The 16,555-nt window shown below is 71.4% G+C and carries 17 protein-coding genes and 1 rRNA gene; 17 read left to right on the top strand and 1 reads right to left on the bottom strand.

Annotated elements, in window-relative coordinates:
- Positions 1–115 (top strand): 5S ribosomal RNA (rrf, locus tag Q9S71_RS08055); the annotation flags it as partial.
- Positions 116–313: 198 nt separating this feature from the next.
- On the opposite strand, the gene Q9S71_RS08060 is transcribed toward rrf, so the two are convergent.
- Complete coding sequence (locus tag Q9S71_RS08060; protein WP_311861730.1) at positions 314–1,321, bottom strand: hypothetical protein; 1,008 nt, start codon at positions 1,319–1,321, stop codon at positions 314–316.
- Between Q9S71_RS08060 and Q9S71_RS08065 the strand changes: the two genes are divergently transcribed.
- From Q9S71_RS08065 to der, 16 genes are all read left to right on the top strand, one after another.
- The gene (locus Q9S71_RS08065; RefSeq protein ID WP_311861731.1) at positions 1,280–1,930 is read left to right on the top strand and encodes a hypothetical protein; all 651 of its coding nucleotides are present in this window, start codon (positions 1,280–1,282) and stop codon (positions 1,928–1,930) included. The two genes, Q9S71_RS08060 and Q9S71_RS08065, sit on opposite strands and share 42 nt — an antisense overlap.
- On the top strand, positions 1,930–2,961 hold the full coding sequence (locus tag Q9S71_RS08070; RefSeq protein ID WP_311861733.1) for an HAD-IIA family hydrolase: 1,032 nt from the start codon (positions 1,930–1,932) through the stop codon (positions 2,959–2,961). Before Q9S71_RS08065 ends, Q9S71_RS08070 begins: the two co-directional genes overlap by 1 nt.
- Positions 2,962–3,006: 45 nt before the next feature.
- Entirely contained in the window at positions 3,007–3,171 is a 165-nt protein-coding gene (locus tag Q9S71_RS08075; protein ID WP_157532573.1) for a hypothetical protein, read from the top strand.
- Positions 3,168–3,974 (top strand): TlyA family RNA methyltransferase, encoded by an 807-nt coding sequence (locus Q9S71_RS08080; RefSeq protein WP_311861734.1) that lies wholly within the window; start codon positions 3,168–3,170, stop codon positions 3,972–3,974. Before Q9S71_RS08075 ends, Q9S71_RS08080 begins: the two co-directional genes overlap by 4 nt.
- Positions 3,971–4,891: an NAD kinase gene (locus Q9S71_RS08085; RefSeq protein ID WP_311861735.1), complete on the top strand. Its 921-nt coding sequence runs from the start codon at positions 3,971–3,973 to the stop codon at positions 4,889–4,891. The genes Q9S71_RS08080 and Q9S71_RS08085 overlap by 4 nt, the downstream gene beginning before the upstream one ends.
- Entirely contained in the window at positions 4,888–6,582 is a 1,695-nt protein-coding gene (gene recN / locus Q9S71_RS08090) for a DNA repair protein RecN (protein ID WP_311861736.1), read from the top strand. The genes Q9S71_RS08085 and recN overlap by 4 nt, the downstream gene beginning before the upstream one ends.
- Positions 6,583–6,640: 58 nt before the next feature.
- Positions 6,641–8,341 (top strand): CTP synthase, encoded by a 1,701-nt coding sequence (locus Q9S71_RS08095; protein WP_311861737.1) that lies wholly within the window; start codon positions 6,641–6,643, stop codon positions 8,339–8,341.
- Positions 8,342–8,344: 3 nt separating this feature from the next.
- Positions 8,345–8,995 carry an NUDIX domain-containing protein gene (locus Q9S71_RS08100; RefSeq protein WP_311861738.1) on the top strand — a complete coding sequence of 217 codons (651 nt, stop codon included), beginning with the start codon at positions 8,345–8,347 and terminating at the stop codon, positions 8,993–8,995.
- A gap of 6 nt (positions 8,996–9,001) precedes the next feature.
- Positions 9,002–9,925, top strand: coding sequence for a site-specific tyrosine recombinase XerD (xerD, locus tag Q9S71_RS08105; protein ID WP_311861739.1), 924 nt, complete (start codon positions 9,002–9,004; stop codon positions 9,923–9,925).
- 162 nt (positions 9,926–10,087) lie between these two features.
- Entirely contained in the window at positions 10,088–10,921 is an 834-nt protein-coding gene (locus Q9S71_RS08110) for a ParA family protein (RefSeq protein WP_217529136.1), read from the top strand.
- Positions 10,905–11,759: a segregation and condensation protein A gene (locus Q9S71_RS08115; protein WP_311861741.1), complete on the top strand. Its 855-nt coding sequence runs from the start codon at positions 10,905–10,907 to the stop codon at positions 11,757–11,759. The genes Q9S71_RS08110 and Q9S71_RS08115 overlap by 17 nt, the downstream gene beginning before the upstream one ends.
- Positions 11,749–12,369, top strand: a complete 621-nt coding sequence (gene scpB, locus Q9S71_RS08120; RefSeq protein WP_217528249.1) for an SMC-Scp complex subunit ScpB — start codon at positions 11,749–11,751, stop codon at positions 12,367–12,369. The genes Q9S71_RS08115 and scpB overlap by 11 nt, the downstream gene beginning before the upstream one ends.
- Positions 12,366–13,148: a pseudouridine synthase gene (locus Q9S71_RS08125; protein WP_217528247.1), complete on the top strand. Its 783-nt coding sequence runs from the start codon at positions 12,366–12,368 to the stop codon at positions 13,146–13,148. Before scpB ends, Q9S71_RS08125 begins: the two co-directional genes overlap by 4 nt.
- Positions 13,145–14,260: a prephenate dehydrogenase gene (locus Q9S71_RS08130; protein ID WP_064002381.1), complete on the top strand. Its 1,116-nt coding sequence runs from the start codon at positions 13,145–13,147 to the stop codon at positions 14,258–14,260. Before Q9S71_RS08125 ends, Q9S71_RS08130 begins: the two co-directional genes overlap by 4 nt.
- Complete coding sequence (cmk, locus tag Q9S71_RS08135; RefSeq protein WP_311861742.1) at positions 14,253–14,930, top strand: (d)CMP kinase; 678 nt, start codon at positions 14,253–14,255, stop codon at positions 14,928–14,930. The genes Q9S71_RS08130 and cmk overlap by 8 nt, the downstream gene beginning before the upstream one ends.
- Entirely contained in the window at positions 14,927–16,450 is a 1,524-nt protein-coding gene (gene der / locus Q9S71_RS08140) for a ribosome biogenesis GTPase Der (RefSeq protein ID WP_064002379.1), read from the top strand. The genes cmk and der overlap by 4 nt, the downstream gene beginning before the upstream one ends.
- Positions 16,451–16,555 lie beyond the last annotated feature (105 nt).

Below are 16,555 nucleotides of genomic sequence, written 5' to 3' on the forward strand. Positions count from 1 at the left end.
CGGCGGCCATAGCGTGAGGGAAACGCCCGGTCACATTCCGAACCCGGAAGCTAAGCCTCACAGCGCCGATGGTACTGCAGGGGGGACCCTGTGGGAGAGTAGGACACCGCCGGACTTCTTTCGTGAAATGGCCACCCAGAGTTGGGTGGCCATTTCTCGTTAACGCGTACGTGGGAGGACAGAGAAGATGACGGACGAAGAGCGCCCTGGACGGTCGGGCGGTAAGCGGAAGTTCACGCCTGCTTCCTCGCGATCGCGAGACGAGCGACCGCGGGATCGCGGGCGGTCGGAGCCTACCGATCGCGAGCGTCGCTCACCCGAGCGTCGTGACGGCGAGCGTCGTCCGTACGAGAAGCGGGATGGCGAGCGTCCGTCGTACCCCCGTCGTGATGGTGACCGTCCGTCGTACCCGCGTCGTGATGGCGACCGTCCTTCGTATCCCCAGCGCGACGGTGAGCGTCGTCCCTATGAGAAGCGCGATGGGGATCGTCCGTCGTATCCGAAGCGTGACGGTGAGCGCCGTCCGTATGAGAAGCGTGATGGGGATCGTCCGTCGTATCCGCGTCGTGACGGTGAGCGTCGTCCCTATGAGAAGCGCGACGGTGACCGTCCGTCGTACCCGCGTCGTGACGGTGAGCGTCGTCCCTATGAGAAGCGCGACGGTGACCGTCCGTCGTACCCGCGTCGTGACGGTGAGCGTCCGTCGTACCCGAGGCGCGATGGGGAGCGCCGTCCGTACGAGAAGCGGGACGGTGACCGGCCGTCGTACCCGCGTCGTGATGGCGACCGGCCTTCGTACCCGAAGCGCGATGGGGAGCGCCGTCCGTACGAGAAGCGGGACGGTGACCGGCCGTCGTACCCGCGTCGTGATGGCGACCGGCCTTCGTACCCGAAGCGCGATGGGGAGCGCCGTCCGTACGAGAAGCGCGACGGCGATCGGCCGTCGTACCCGCGCCGCGATAGTGACCGGCCTTCGTACCCGAAGCGCGACGGTGAGCGTCGTCCGTACGAGAAGCGCGACGGCGAGCGGCCCTCCTACCCGCGTCGAGACGGGGACCGGCCCTCGTACCCTCGCCGTGACGGCGAGCGTCGCTCCTTCGAGGGGCGTGACGGCGACCGTCGCGCCTCGCGCCCGCCGCAGGGTTCGGACCGCCGGAACGTCCCCGCCGGACCGGTCGTCCCCGACGACGTGACGGCCCGCGACCTCAACGGTGCCGCGCGCAACGAGCTGAAGACCCTGAGCAAGGACAACGCCGAGCAGGTCGCCCGGCACCTCGCGATGGCCGCGCGTCTCATCGACGAGGATCCTGCGCTCGCGCACGAGCACGCCCTCGCGGCATCCCGAAGCGCAGGCCGTATCGCCGTCGTCCGCGAGACCGTCGCGATCACGGCCTACGCCGTGGGCGACTTCGCCCTCGCGCTCCGCGAGCTGCGGACGTTCCGACGCATCTCCGGTCGCGACGACCAGATCGCCCTCATGGTTGACAGTGAGCGTGGCGTCGGTCGGCCCGACCGTGCGCTCGAAGTGGGACGCGCGGTCGATCGTGCAAGCCTGCCGACCGAGGTCCGCGTCGAGCTCGCGATCGCGATGTCCGGGGCGCGCCTCGACCTCGGCGAACCCGAGCGGGCGCTGCAGGAGTTGGACATCCCCGAACTCGACCCCGACACCGCCTACCCGTGGAGCCCGGGCCTCTTCGCCGCACGCGCAGCCGTGCTCGAGGAGCTCGGTCGTGACGACGAAGCCGCCCAGTGGCAGCAGCGGGCCGACGTCGCCGCCGCGGCTCTCGGCGAGATCGACGCTGACTCCGAAACCATCGAGATCGACGAGATCGACGAGATCGAGACCGATGAGCCGGCCGAGATCGAGACCGATGAGCCGGCCGACGATGAGGCATCCGGTCAGGAGGACGGCCCGGGGGAGCGCGCCTGATGGGGCTTTTCTCGCGCTCACGTCCGACGCCGCTCGACGGCGTCGACCTGATCCTCGCCGACCTCGACGGCGTGGTCTACGCGGGCGACGGTGCGATTCCGCACGCCGTCGAGAGTCTGACGCGGGCTCGGGCGGACCGTCCTCTCGGGTACATCACCAACAACGCGTCGCGACGCGACAGCGTCGTCGCCGGGCACCTCACCGGGCTCGGTCTCGAGACGCAGCCCCACGAGGTTGTGACGAGCCCACAGGCCGCTGTCCGGCTGCTGCGCGACCGTGTGCCGGAGGGCGCGACTGTTCTCGTGGTCGGCGGCGACGGTCTCGTGTACGAACTCGAGAAGGCCGGGTTCACCGTCACCCGCAGCGCCGACGACCGGCCCGCGGCCGTCGTGCAGGGATTCGCCCCGGAGGTCGGCTGGGCTCAGCTCGCCGAAGCGGCCTACGCGCTCGCCCTCCCCGAGGACCAGGGCGGGATCCCGTGGATCGCGACCAACACGGACTGGACCATCCCGCAGGCCCGAGGTATCGCGCCGGGCAACGGGACCCTGGTCTCGGCCGTCCACACCGCCGTCGGTCGCCTCGCGACGGTCGCCGGCAAGCCCGAACGGCCGATCTTCGACGAGGCCGTCGCGCGATTCGGGGCGCGGCACCCGCTCTTCATCGGCGACCGGCTCGACACCGACATCGCCGGCGCGCAGGCGGCGGGGATCGACTCCGTACTGGTCCTGACCGGCATCGATCGGCCGAAGCATGTGCTCGCCGCACCGACGGTGTCGCGACCGACGTTCATCGTGGGGGACCTCCGGGAGCTGCACGAGCCGTACCCCGAGACGATCGTCAAGGGCGACGTCACGACGGTCGGCGGCGCGTCGGTCCGCATCGACGGCCCGGACATCCACATCCTGTCCGCGGGGGACCGTCCGATCGATCTCGTCCGCGCGGGAGCGGCCGCGATCTGGAACACCGGCCGCGCGATCTACGGCTTCCGCGTGCCGGAACAGCTCTACGCCGACCCGTTCCACCGCCGCTGAGCGCGCCCGCCCGCGGCAGCCGTCGCGCCGCGTAGGGTGGGACGCATGTCGATGGATGCCGCTGACGGTCCGGTCCGCCGCGAAGACCTGCTCTCGACGCTCGAGGTCATCGAGGATCAGCCCCTCGCCGAACGGGCCGCCGCCTACGCACTCCTGCACGACGAGCTGGCCAAGCGCCTCGAGTCGGGCCCGCGCGACACCCACGCATGACGACCCGTCTCGACGCGGCCATCGCCGCCCGCGGACTCGCACGCTCGCGCACGCACGCGGCGCAGCTCATCGACGCCGGTCTCGTGAGCGTCGACGGTCAGCCGGTCGTGAAGTCGTCGGTCAAGGTCGGTGACGATCAGCTGATCGAGGTCGCGGCATCCGATCATTACGTCAGTCGCGCCGCGCACAAGCTGATCGCGGCGCTCGACGCGTTCGCGGTCGACCCGCGGGACCGCGTCGCGCTCGACATGGGCGCGTCGACGGGCGGATTCACGCAGGTGCTCGTCGAGCGGGGCGCCGTCCGCGTGCTGGCCGTCGACGTCGGGCACGGGCAGCTCGCCGCCGACATCGCCGCCCTTCCGGAGGTCGTCGCCGTCGAGGGGTTCAACGTCCGGCACATGACCGCCGCGTCGCTGGCCAAGGCGGCCGGCACCGCCGACGTCCCCTCACTCGTCACGGGCGACCTCTCGTTCATCTCCCTCACCCACGTCCTGCCAGCTGCGGCGGCGGTCTGCGCGGCGGACGCCGATCTCGTCCTGCTCGTGAAGCCCCAGTTCGAGGTCGGCCGCACGGGCGTGCGGGAAGGACTGGTGACGGATGCCGGGCGCCGAGCAGATGCCGTCGCGACCGTCCTCTGGTCGGCGTGGGACGCCGGCCTCGGCACGCACGGCGTCATCGCGTCGCCGATCGCGGGCACCCACGGCAATCGGGAGTTCCTCATCCACCTGCGTCCCGGGACGACCGACGACGCGAATCCGACACAATGGTTGGACACTGTGAACCGACTGGCGGGAGCCGCATGACCGACGCGACGCGCAACATCCTCGTGGTGGCGCACGCGCTGCGGGAGAACACCGTCGAGGGCGCGCGGCGCGTCGTCGCCGCCGTGCACGAGGCCGGTCTGCAGCCCGTCGTCCCCGGCGACGATCCGGAACTCGCGGCGGTCCTCGGCGACCTCGACACGGCGGTCCTCGGCGAGGGCGGCGTCGACGTCACCGACATCGAGGTCGCGATCGTCCTGGGCGGCGACGGCACGATCCTGCGCGCGGCCGAGCTGGTGCGCGCGGCATCCGTCCCGATCCTGGGCGTCAACATGGGGCACGTCGGCTTCCTCGCCGAACTCGAGGCGGACGACATCGACGAGGCGATCGGTCGTGCGCTCGCGCGCGATTACGAGATCCACGAGCGGATGACGCTGTCGGTCGAGGTGCGCGACGCGCAGGACGCCGTCGTGTACCGGACCTGGGCGCTCAACGAGGCGACCGTGGAGAAGGCATCCCGGGAGCGCATGCTCGAGGTGATGATCGAGATCGACGGTCGTCCGCTGTCGTCGTTCGGCTGCGACGGCGTCGTCGTCGCGACCCCGACGGGCTCGACGGCCTACAACTTCTCGGCCGGCGGACCCGTCGTCTGGCCGTCGGTGCAGGCGCTGTGCCTCGTGCCGCTGTCGGCGCACGCGCTGTTCGCGCGGCCGGTCGTGCTGGGACCCGAGACCTCCGTGTCGATCGACGTCCTCGAGCGCAACCAGGGCCGCGCCGTGCTGTGGAGCGACGGCCGCCGCTCGCACGACCTGCCGCCGGGAGCGCGGGTCGTGGTGCGACGGTCCACGCGACCCGTGCGCCTCGCGCGACTGCATCCGTCGGTCTTCACCGATCGGCTCGTCCGCAAGTTCCAGCTGCCCGTCGCGGGCTGGCGCGGTGCCACGGAGGCGACGCCGTGATCGAGCAGATCCGCCTCCGCGACCTCGGGGTCATCGCGGGGGCGACCCTGCCGATCGGTCCCGGCTTCACCGCGATCACCGGTGAGACGGGCGCCGGCAAAACGATGGTCGTCACGGGTCTCGGCCTGCTGCTCGGCCAGCGGGCCGATTCCGGCGCGGTCCGCGCCGGTGCCGAGCAGGCCGCGGTCGACGGCGTGTGGATCGTGTCCGAGGACGGCCCCGTCGTCGAGCGGGTGCGGGATGCCGGGGGCGACATCGAACCCCTCGGTGACGGCCGTGCCGAGCTCTACCTCGGGCGCACGCTCTCGAGCGAGGGCCGCAGCCGCGCGACCGTCGGCGGCCGCACCGCTCCGGCCGGCGTGCTCGCCGACCTCGCGGACCAGCTCGTCGTCGTCCACGGTCAGTCCGACCAGTTGCGGCTCACGTCGGCCGCCGCGCAGCGCGAGGCGCTCGACCGGTTCGGCGGTGCTCCTGTCGCCGAGGCGCAGGAGCGCTACCGCGCGGTGTGGGATGCCTGGCGCACCGCCGCCGCAGACCTCGAGACCCTGACGACCGAACAGGATGCCCGCGTCCGCGAGGCGGAGGAGTTGCGCGCCGCGATCGCGGACATCGAGGCGGTCGACCCCCAGCCCGGTGAGGACACGGAGCTCGCGCAGCGCGCCGAGCGCCTCGCCAACGCCGAGGAGCTGCGCCTGGCGGCGGCGACGGCGCACGCTGCGCTGTCGAACGAAGACGATCTGCCCGACGTGCAGGGGCTGCTCGCCGAGGCGCGCCGCGCGCTCGAGCGCGCGGCCGGGTCCGACGAGGCGCTGCGCGCTCACGCCGCCGTCATCGAGGAGCTCGGCTACCGCGTCGCCGACGTCGCGGGCGAGCTGAGCGGCTACCTCGCCGACCTCGACGAGGGTGGCCCCCACGAACTCGCGGCCGTCGAGGAGCGCCGGGCGGCCCTGAACGGACTCGTCCGCGTGCACGGCTCGCTCGAGGCGGCCCTTGAACTGCTCGCCTCCGGCTCTGCGCGCCTGGCCGAGCTCGACGACGACGGCGACCGCATCGACCGGCTGACGGCCGAACGGGACCGGCTGCGCGATGAGCTCGACGCGCGCGCGACGGAGCTGACCGACGCGCGGCGAGCGGCGGCATCCCGTCTGGGGGAGGCGGTCACCGACGAGCTTCGTCACCTCGCCCTGCCCGACGCCACCGTGACCGTCGCCGTCGAGCCCGGCCCCGAGGCCGCGCACGGTCGCGACGTCGTCACGATCCAGCTCGCGCCGCATCCGGGCGCGTCGCCCCGCCCCGTCGCGCGCGGCGCGTCGGGCGGCGAACTCAGCCGGGTCATGCTGGCCATCGAGGTCGTCATCGCCGCGACCGACCCCGTTCCGACGTTCGTCTTCGACGAGGTGGATGCCGGCATCGGCGGCGCTGCGGCGATCGAGGTCGGCCGGCGGCTCGCGAAGCTCGCGGAGACGAGCCAGGTGATCGCCGTCACCCACCTCGCCCAGGTCGCCGCGTTCGCCGGCAACCACCTCTCGGTCGTCAAGGCCAACGACGGGTCGGTGACCGCGTCGAGCGTGCGGCGGCTCGAGGGCGAGGAACGGGCGGCCGAGATGGCGCGACTGCTCTCGGGCATGGCCGACTCGGAGGTCGCGCTCGACCACGCGCGCGAACTCCTCGCGCTCGGCCGCGCCCGCTGAGCGACACCCGCTCGCACTCCGGGCGGGGCACCCGACGGGGCTGATAGAGTGAAAGCCCGTGACGGACTCTTCGGGCGCGGGACGCAAAAGCAACGACATCACCAAGCACATCTTCGTGACGGGTGGTGTCGTTTCGTCTCTCGGCAAGGGCCTGACCGCCGCCAGCCTCGGCAATCTGCTCACCGCTCGCGGCCTGCGCGTCGTCATGCAGAAGCTCGACCCGTACCTGAACGTCGACCCGGGGACGATGAACCCGTTCCAGCACGGCGAGGTCTTCGTGACCGACGACGGCGCCGAGACCGACCTCGACATCGGCCACTACGAGCGCTTCCTCGACATCGAGCTGAGCCAGGCGGCCAACGTGACCACGGGTCAGATCTACTCCGAGGTCATCGCCAAGGAGCGCCGCGGCGAGTACCTCGGCGACACCGTCCAGGTCATCCCGCACATCTCCGACGAGATCAAGCGCCGGATGCGACTGCAGGCGAGCGAAGAGCCCCGCCCCGACGTCATCATCACCGAGGTCGGCGGCACCGTCGGTGACATCGAGTCGCAGCCGTTCATCGAGTCGGCGCGGCAGATCCGCCACGAGCTCGGCCGCGACAACGTCTTCTTCGTGCACGTCTCGCTCGTGCCCTTCATGGGCGCCTCGGGGGAGCAGAAGACCAAGCCCACGCAGCACTCGGTCGCGATGCTGCGCTCCATCGGCATCCAGCCCGATGCACTGGTCCTGCGCAGCGACCGCCCGGTGACGGAGTCCAACAAGCGCAAGATCGCGCTCATGTGCGACGTCGACGAGGACGCGGTCATCAACACGGTCGACCTGCCGAGCATCTACGACATCCCCTCGACGCTGAGCGATCAGGGCCTCGACGCCTACATCGTCCGTCGCCTCGGCCTCGGCGCGAAGGCGGGCGACATCGACTGGACCCGCTGGAACAAGGTCCTGAACGCCGTCCACAACCCGAAGCACGAGGTCACCGTCGGCCTCGTCGGCAAGTACATCGATCTGCCGGACGCCTACCTCTCGGTCACCGAGGCGCTGAAGGCCGGCGGTTTCGCGCAGGAGACGAAGGTCCAGATCGTGTGGATCCCGTCCGACCTGTGCGAGACGCCCGAAGGCGCCGCGAAGGCGCTGTCGGCCGTCGACGGCATCGTGATCCCCGGCGGCTTCGGCATCCGCGGCATCGAGGGCAAGCTGGGCGCCCTGAAGTTCGCCCGCGAGCAGGGGCTGCCGACGCTCGGAATCTGCCTCGGCCTGCAGTGCATGGTGATCGAGTACGCCCGCCACGTCGCCGGCATCGAGGGCGCCTCGTCGAGCGAGTTCGACCCCGAGACCCCGCACCCGGTCATCGCGACGATGGCCGAGCAGGTCGACATCCTCGACCGCGGCGACATGGGCGGCACCATGCGCCTCGGCCTGTACGAGGCCGCGCTGGCCGAAGGATCGCTCGCGGCCGAACTGTACGGCTCGAACCGCGCCACCGAGCGTCACCGCCACCGCTACGAGGTCAACAACGCCTATCGCCAGCAGATCGCGGATGCGGGCCTGTGGTTCTCGGGCCTCAACCCCGACCTCGACCTCGTCGAGTACGTCGAGCTGCCGCGGGACGTGCACCCGTACTACATCGCGACTCAGGCGCACCCCGAGCTCCGCTCGCGCCCGACCGAGGCCAACCCGCTGTTCCGCGGCCTCATCGCCGCGGCTCTCGAGCGGCACCGCGCGAGCGAGCTGTTCGACGTCGAGAACGAGGACTGACCCGTGACGGATGCCGCCGCCCTGCAGGACGACGCCGTCGCCGTCACGGTGACCCGCAGCGACACGGTCTACGAAGGTCGCGTCTGGAACCTGCGCCGCGACGAGTTCACCTACGGCGACGGGACGATCGTGCGGGAGTACGTCGACCACACCGGCGCGGTCGCCGTGCTGGCTCTCGACGAGGAGGGCCGTGTGCTGCTGATCCGGCAGTACCGGCATCCCGTCGGGTTCCGCGACTGGGAGATCCCGGCGGGCCTCCTCGACGTGCCGGGGGAGGACCCCCTCGAGGCAGCCAAGCGCGAGCTCGCCGAGGAGGCCGATCTCACCGCTCAGCAGTGGAACGTGCTGTCCGACTTCTTCACGAGCCCCGGCGGGAGCGACGAGGCGATCCGCGTCTACCTCGCCCGTGGCCTCGCGGACGCGCCCGAGGTGTTCGCCCGCACCGACGAGGAGGCCGACATCGAGGTGCGGTGGGTGCCCCTCGACGAGGTCGTGGACGCGGTCCTCGCGCGCCGGCTGCAGAACCCGTCGCTCGTCGTCGCCGCCCTCGCCGCCGCTGCCGGCCACGCACGCGACTGGACGACGCTCGGTGCGCCGGACGCCCCCTGGCCGGGGCGATCGCGCCCCGTGGGCGCGGACCGACCGCAGGACTGAGAACCCGTGAGGCTCGCGCGCGCCGTCGACGCGTTCCTCCGGCACATCACGATCGAGCGCGGTCTGTCCGCGCACACGGTGGCCGCCTACCGGCGTGACCTCGCGGGTTACCTCGACTGGCTCGGGAGTCATGACGTCGTCGACACCGACGGCGTGACGACCGAGCTCGTCACGAGGTTCGCGGCCGAGCGGGCGGCATCCGATCCGCCCCCGGCCTCCACCTCGCTCGCCCGTCTCCAGTCCGCCGTCCGCAGCTTCCATCGTTTCCTCGCCCGCGAGGGGATCGCGACGGAGGATCCGACGAGCCGGCTGCGCCCCCCGAAGGCGCCGATGCGCCTGCCGAAGGCGCTGCCGGTCGACGACGTGATCCGGCTGTTGGATGCCGCCGGGCCCGCGCCCGAGGACGCCGCACCGGGCGAGCTCATCGGGCTCCGCGACCGGGCGCTGCTCGAGCTGCTGTACGCGACCGGCGCACGGGTGTCGGAGATCGTCGATCTCGACGTCGACGACCTCCGGCACGGTGACGTGCTGCGGGTGCGCGGCAAGGGGTCGAAGGAAAGGGTCGTGCCGGTCGGCTCCTACGCGCGGGCCTCGGTCAACGCGTACCTGACCCGGGCTCGACCCGAGCTCTCCCGGCGCGGCCGGGCGACGCCGCGGGCGTTCCTGGGCGCGCGTGGCGCGCCCCTGTCGCGGCAGAGCGCGTGGCTCGTGATCCAGCAGGCGGCGGAACGCGCGAACATCACGGCCCACGTCTCACCGCACACGCTGCGCCACTCGTTCGCGACCCATCTGCTGCAGGGCGGGGCTGACGTCCGCGTCGTGCAGGAGCTGCTCGGTCACGCCTCCGTCGCGACGACGCAGATCTACACCCACGTCACGGTGGATGCGCTGCGCGACGTGTACCTCACGTCGCATCCGCGCGCCCGCTGAACCCGGGGCGGGCACTGCGGGGGAGTCGCTCCCTCGTCGGGGCCGCGGCGGTGACTAGACTCGGGTGAGCACGGCGAAGGCAGGAGATCAGTGGCGAGCAAGCGGAGCACGGCGGAGGCCACCGGCGCATCGACGGCGGCGGGTTCGGCGACCGACACCCCGATGGGGCCGACGGGACGTCCGTACCACGGCTTCCCGACCCCTCCGAAGCTCGACGGCCACGGGCCCGCGCGCATCATCTCGCTGTGCAACCAGAAGGGCGGCGTCGGCAAGACGACGACCACCATCAACCTGGCGGCCGGTCTCGCGTCGTACGGTCGCCGCGTGCTGGCGGTCGACTTCGACCCGCAGGGCGCGCTGTCGGCCGGGCTCGGTGTGCAGACGCACGAGACCGCGACGATCTACGACCTGCTCCTCGACCCGAAGCGCGACCCGAACGAGGTCATCGTCACGACGTCCGTCGACGGCCTCGACATCCTCCCCGCCAACATCGACCTGTCGGCCGCCGAAGTGCACCTCGTCAACGAGGTCGCCCGCGAGACGATCCTCGCCCGCGTCCTGCGCAAGGTCGCGGGGGACTACGACGTCATCCTCATCGACTGCCAGCCTTCGCTCGGGCTGCTGACGGTCAACGCCCTGACCGCGAGCCACGGCGTCCTCATCCCGCTCGAGTGCGAGTTCTTCGCGCTCCGCGGCGTCGCACTGCTCATCGAGACCATCGACAAGGTGCGTGACCGGCTGAACCCCGCCATCCAGCTCGACGGCGTGCTCGCCACGATGTACGACCCTCGCACGCTGCACTCGCGCGAGGTCCTCGAGCGGGTCGTCGACGCGTTCGGCGACGACGTGCTCGAGACGGTGATCGGCCGCACGGTGAAGTTCCCCGACGCCTCGGTCGCCGGGGTGCCGATCACGAAGTTCGCTCCCGAGCACTCCGCCGCCCAGGCGTACCTGCGCCTCGCGCGGGAGCTGGTCGCCCGTGGCGCCGTCGCCTGAGGACGTCCCGGACGCCGACGCCGCGCCTTCCGAGGCGGACACGACCGAGACCGGCGGCGACCGGTTCCGCGTCTCCCTCGGCAACTTCGACGGTCCCTTCGACCTGCTGCTGACCCTGATCTCGAAGCACGAGCTCGACATCACCGAGGTCTCGCTCAGCAAGGTGACCGACGAGTTCATCTCCTACCTGAAGGGCCTCGACGACGATGCCGAGCTCGACCAGGCATCCGAGTTCCTCGTCGTCGCGGCGACGCTGCTCGACATGAAGGTCGCGGGTCTGCTGCCGCAGGGCGAACTGGTGGATGCCGAGTCGGTCGCCCTCCTCGAGGCGCGCGACCTGCTGTTCGCGCGTCTGCTGCAGTACCGCGCGTTCAAGGAGGTGTCGGCGTGGTTCGCGCGCTGCCTCGAGCGCGAGGGCAAACGTCACACGCGTGCCGTGCGGCTCGACGAGAAGCACCGGCGGGCGGTCCCCGAGCTGGTGTGGACGCTCTCGCCCGAGGACTTCGCCGCCATCGCCGTGCTCGCCTTCGCACCGAAGGAGATCCCGCACGTCGGGCTCGACCACCTGCACGCGCCACTTGTGTCGATCCGCGAGCAGGCCGCCGTCGTGGTGACGCTGCTGCGCGACGCCGGCCAGCTCAACTTCCGCGACCTCGTCGCCGGAGTGCCGCAGACCGGTGTCGTCGTCGCGCGCTTCATCGCCGTCCTCGAGCTCTACCGCCACGCCGCGCTCTCGTTCGAGCAGCTCGAGCCGTTGGGGGAGCTGACCCTGCGCTGGACCGCCGAGCGGTGGTCCGAAGAGAACCTCGCCACCCTGGGAGCCGACTATGACCGATGACACCGCCGGCGTCGACGCCGCCGAGGCCGAGGCGCCGCCCCGTTCGCAGGAGCCCGCCGACATCGCGCGGCGTCTCGAGGCGATCCTCATGATCATCGACGAGCCGCAGAGCCTCGTCTCGCTCGCGGCGGCCGTCGGTGCGCCCGTCGCTTCGGTCCGCCGGGCGATCGAGGAGCTCGTCGCCGACTACGACGGCGATCGGTCGGGGCCGCGCCGCGGCTTCGAGCTGCGGGAGGTCGGCGGGGGCTGGCGGTTCTACGTCCGCGAGGAGCACGACGACCTGGTCGCCGAGTTCGTCAACGGTCAGGCGCCGTCCCGGCTGTCGCAGGCCGCGCTCGAGACCCTCGCCGTCATCGCCTACAAGCAGCCCGTGTCGCGCAGCCAGGTCGCCTCGATCCGCGCGGTGAACGTCGACTCCGTCGTCCGGACGCTCCTCGCGCGCGGCCTCATCACCGAGGCGTTCACCGACCCCGAGACGGGCGCCATCAACTACCGCACCACCGATGCGCTGCTCGGACACCTGGGGATCAACTCCCTCGACGAGCTGCCACCCATCTCCCCGCTGCTGGACGACGGCTCCGCGGGATTCGAAGGAGAGACCATCCGATGAACGACCAGTCCGACGAGAACCGGGTCCGGCTGCAGAAGGTGCTCGCGGGCGCGGGCGTCGCCTCGCGGCGCGTCTGCGAGCAGTACATCGTCGAGGGCCGGGTGCGGGTCAACGGCGTCGTCGTGACCGAACTGGGCTCGCGCATCGACCCCGCGCACGACCTGGTCGACGTCGACGGGACCGCGGTCCAGCTCGACACGAGCAAGCGCTACGTCATCCTCAACAAGCCGACCGGTGTCGTCTCCTCCATGAAGGACGACCAGGGTCGCCCCGACCTCCGCCGCTTCACGAAGGACTGGCCCGAGCGCCTCTACAACGTGGGCCGATTGGATGCCGAGACGAGCGGCCTGCTCGTCCTCACCAACGACGGCGAGCTCGCCCACGTCCTCGCGCACCCCTCCTTCGGCGTCACGAAGGTCTACATCGCGAAGGTCACCGGCCGCGTGCTGCCGCAGACGATCGCGCAGCTGACGAAGGGCATCGACCTCGAGGACGGCCCGATCGCCGCCGACAAGGCCCGGCTGCTCGACGCGAGCGGCGACACGAGCCTCGTCGAGCTGACCCTGCACTCGGGGCGCAACCGCATCGTCCGCCGCATGATGGCTGCGGTCGGCCACCCGGTGCAGGAGCTCGTCCGCCGCCAGTTCGGTCCGTTGCACCTGGGCACGCTCCCAGCGGGCCGGGCACGCGAGTTGACTACAGTGGAGCGTGGTGCGCTGTTGACTCTCGCGCGCCAGGCGGACACCCCGCCCGGGGATCCCACTCAGGAGCAGTTGTGACCGACGCCATCGACGCGCGCGCCCGCGCGGTCCGCACGAGCGGTCTCGTCCGCATCGTCGGTGCGGGCCTGCTGGGCTCGAGTATCGGGCACGCGCTGCGCGCCCTCGGCGTCGACGTCGTCCTCGCGGACGCCTCGCCCGCCCAGCTGCGTCTCGCCGTCGATTACGGCGCCGGCCGACTGGCGCGCGACGACGACCGGCCGGATCTCGTCGTCGTGGCGGTGCCGCCCGATGTGACGGCGGACGTCATCGAGCGCGAGCTCGGCGCCTTCCCCGACGCGGTCGTCACCGATGTCGCGAGCGTCAAGCTCGAGCCGCTGCTGACGCTCCGCGAGCGTGGTGTCGACCTCTCGCGCTACATCGGCTCCCACCCGATGGCCGGACGCGAACGGGGCGGCGCGATCGCCGCCCGCGCCGATATCTTCTTCGGCCGCCCGTGGGTCATCTGCCGCGACGAGGAGACCTCCGCGCGCGACCTCGCCGTCGTGGAGGGGCTCGCCCTCGACCTCGGTGCCAGCCTCATCGAGATGACCCCCGAGGAGCACGACCGCTCGGTCGCCCTCGTCTCGCACGTGCCGCAGCTCGTGGCATCCCTCCTCGCCGGCCGATTCGTCGGGGCCGAGGACGCCTCGCTGCGCCTGGCCGGGCAGGGAGTGCGCGACACCACCCGTATCGCGGCATCCGCCCCCGAACTGTGGGTGCAGATCCTCGGTGCCAACGCCGACCCCGTCGTCGAGGTGCTCGACGCCCTCGCCGCCGACCTGGCAGGTGTCGCCCGTGCGCTCCGCGACCCGGATGCGCCCGGCGCCCGCCGCGCGGTCGCCGACACGATCCGTCGCGGCAACGAAGGCGTCGAGCGGCTCCCCGGCAAGCACGGTCAGAACCGCCGTTTCGAGACGGTTGTCGTCATGGTCGACGACACCCCCGGCCAGTTGGGGCGCCTGTTCGGCGACCTCGGCGAACTCGACGTCAACGTCGAGGACTTCCGTCTCGAGCACTCGCCCGGCGCCCAGTTCGGCCTCGGCGAGATCAGTGTCGTCCCGTCCGCCGTGACCGTCGCCACCGACGGACTCGCGGCGCGCGGGTGGAAGATTGCGAGCCTCAATGACTGACCCGATCACGATCGCCATCGACGGACCGGCCGGCAGCGGCAAGTCCAGCGTGTCCAAGGAAGCCGCGCGGCGGCTCGGCTACGGCTACCTCGACACGGGAGCGGCCTACCGCGCGCTTGCGTGGCACGTCCTCGAGCACGGCGCCGACACGTCGGACGCCGCGGCCGTCGTGGACGCCGCGGGCGACTTCGACTACGCGATCTCGCTCGACCCCGACGACTACTGGGTGCGCGTGGGACAGGCCTCGGTGACCGAGGCGATCCGCGAACCGCGCGTCAGCTCCGCCGTCAGCGGTGTTGCGCGGGTGCCGGTCATCCGCGAGCAGGTCAACGTCCTGTTCCGGCGGCTCGTGGCCGAGTCCGGCCGCCCCGGCGTCATCGTCGAGGGCCGCGACATCACGACGGTCGTCGCCCCGGACGCCCCGGTGCGGATCCTGCTGACCGCCGCCCCCGAGGTGCGCGCCGCCCGGCGCAGCGCCGAATTGACCACTCAGGATGCCGCGGCTGTCGCCGCCGCGCTGCACAAGCGCGACGCATCCGACTCCCAGGTCGTCGACTTCCTCACCGCCGCACCCGGCGTGACGGTCGTCGACTCGACCGACCTGGACTTCGCACAGACCGTCGACGCCGTCCTGGCCGTCGTGCGGTCGGGAACGGAAGGCTCACGATGAGCGCCGAAGACGAATACGAAGGCGGCCCCGACCAGATCGAGGAGAAGCTCGCCAACCTCGACGAGGAGCTCGCCGAGCAGCGCGCTGCGGCCTTGCGCGCCTCGTTGGCCGACTACGAGCTCGACGAGGAGGACGACGACCTCCTCGCCGGTTTCACCGCCGGGGGCGAGGTCGTCGAGATGCTGCCGGCGCTGCCGGTGGTCGCGATCGTCGGGCGGCCGAACGTCGGCAAGTCGGCGCTCGTGAACCGCATCCTCGGCCGCCGCGAGGCCGTCGTTGAGGACACGCCGGGTGTCACCCGCGACCGCGTCAGCTACAAGGCCGAGTGGATGGACCGCCGGTTCACCCTTGTCGACACCGGCGGGTGGGAGCCCGATGCGAAGGGGATCGATCGTTCCGTCGCCGCGCAGGCCGAGGTCGCGATCGAGCTGTGCGACGTCGTGATGTTCGTCGTCGACGCCATGGTGGGCGCGACCGCGACCGACGAGCAGGTCGTCCGGCTGCTCCGCAAGACCGACAAGCCGGTCTTCCTCGTCGCCAACAAGATCGACGACGCCCGCCAGGAGCCCGAGGCTGCAGCGCTCTGGAACCTCGGCCTCGGTGAGCCGCACCCCGTCTCGGCCATCCACGGCCGCGGCGTCGCGGACCTCCTCGACGAGGTCATGAAGGTGCTCCCCGAGATCTCGGCCGTCGCGAAGAACGAGCTCGGCGGACCGCGCCGGGTCGCGATCCTCGGCCGGCCGAACGTCGGCAAGTCCTCGCTCCTCAACAAGGCGGCGGGGGAGGAGCGCGTCGTCGTCAACGACCTCGCCGGCACCACCCGCGACCCCGTGGACGAGGTCGTGGAGCTCGGCGGCAAGCTGTGGCGTCTCGTCGACACTGCCGGCATCCGTCGTCGCGTGCACCTGCAGCAGGGCGCCGACTTCTACGCGTCGCTCCGCACGAGCGCGGCGCTCGAGAAGGCCGAGGTCGCCGTCGTCGTTCTCGACGTGACCGAGTCGATCAGCGTGCAGGACCTCAACATCATCGACCTGGTGCTCGAGTCCGGCCGCGCGCTCGTCCTCGCGTTCAACAAGTGGGACCGCCTGAACGACGACGACATGGACAACGCCGACCGTCGCCGCTACCTCGAGCGCGAGATCGAGCAGGACCTCGCGCACGTCACGTGGGCGCCGCGCGTCAACCTGTCGGCGCGCACCGGCCGCCACCTCGACAAGCTGGTCCCGGCCCTCGAGACCGCGCTCGAGTCGTGGGATCAGCGTATCCCGACCGGCAAGTTCAACGCGTTCCTCGCCGAACTCATCGCCGAGCACCCGCATCCGCTGCGCGGCGGCAAGCAGCCCCGCATCCTGTTCGGGACGCAGGCCTCGACACGTCCGCCGACATTCGTGCTGTTCACGACCGGGTTCCTCGACCCGGGCTACCGCCGGTTCATCCAGCGACGCCTGCGCGAGATCTTCGGTTTCGAGGGCACCCCGATCGTCACGAACATGCGGGTGCGCGAGCGTCGCCAGCGCTGAGCGCCGTCGCTTCGCGGTCGCTTGGCCGTCGCTTCGCGAGGAGATGACGCGTCCCGAGGAGGCATCCGTCCGGATCGGTCCTCGAGAACCGTCATCTCCTCGTCT

Source organism: Microbacterium gawkjiense, assembly GCF_031932225.1.
GTDB classification, from domain to species: Bacteria; Actinomycetota; Actinomycetes; order Actinomycetales; family Microbacteriaceae; genus Microbacterium; species Microbacterium gawkjiense.

Coding starts and splice junctions, on each gene's coding strand:
- Q9S71_RS08065 (WP_311861731.1), top strand. CDS start 1,280: ATGGCCGCGCGTCTCATCGACGAGGATCCTGCGCTCGCGCACGAGCAC.
- Q9S71_RS08070 (WP_311861733.1), top strand. CDS start 1,930: ATGGGGCTTTTCTCGCGCTCACGTCCGACGCCGCTCGACGGCGTCGAC.
- Q9S71_RS08075 (WP_157532573.1), top strand. CDS start 3,007: ATGTCGATGGATGCCGCTGACGGTCCGGTCCGCCGCGAAGACCTGCTC.
- Q9S71_RS08080 (WP_311861734.1), top strand. CDS start 3,168: ATGACGACCCGTCTCGACGCGGCCATCGCCGCCCGCGGACTCGCACGC.
- Q9S71_RS08085 (WP_311861735.1), top strand. CDS start 3,971: ATGACCGACGCGACGCGCAACATCCTCGTGGTGGCGCACGCGCTGCGG.
- Q9S71_RS08110 (WP_217529136.1), top strand. CDS start 10,088: ATGGGGCCGACGGGACGTCCGTACCACGGCTTCCCGACCCCTCCGAAG.
- scpB (WP_217528249.1), top strand. CDS start 11,749: ATGACCGATGACACCGCCGGCGTCGACGCCGCCGAGGCCGAGGCGCCG.
- Q9S71_RS08125 (WP_217528247.1), top strand. CDS start 12,366: ATGAACGACCAGTCCGACGAGAACCGGGTCCGGCTGCAGAAGGTGCTC.
- cmk (WP_311861742.1), top strand. CDS start 14,253: ATGACTGACCCGATCACGATCGCCATCGACGGACCGGCCGGCAGCGGC.
- der (WP_064002379.1), top strand. CDS start 14,927: ATGAGCGCCGAAGACGAATACGAAGGCGGCCCCGACCAGATCGAGGAG.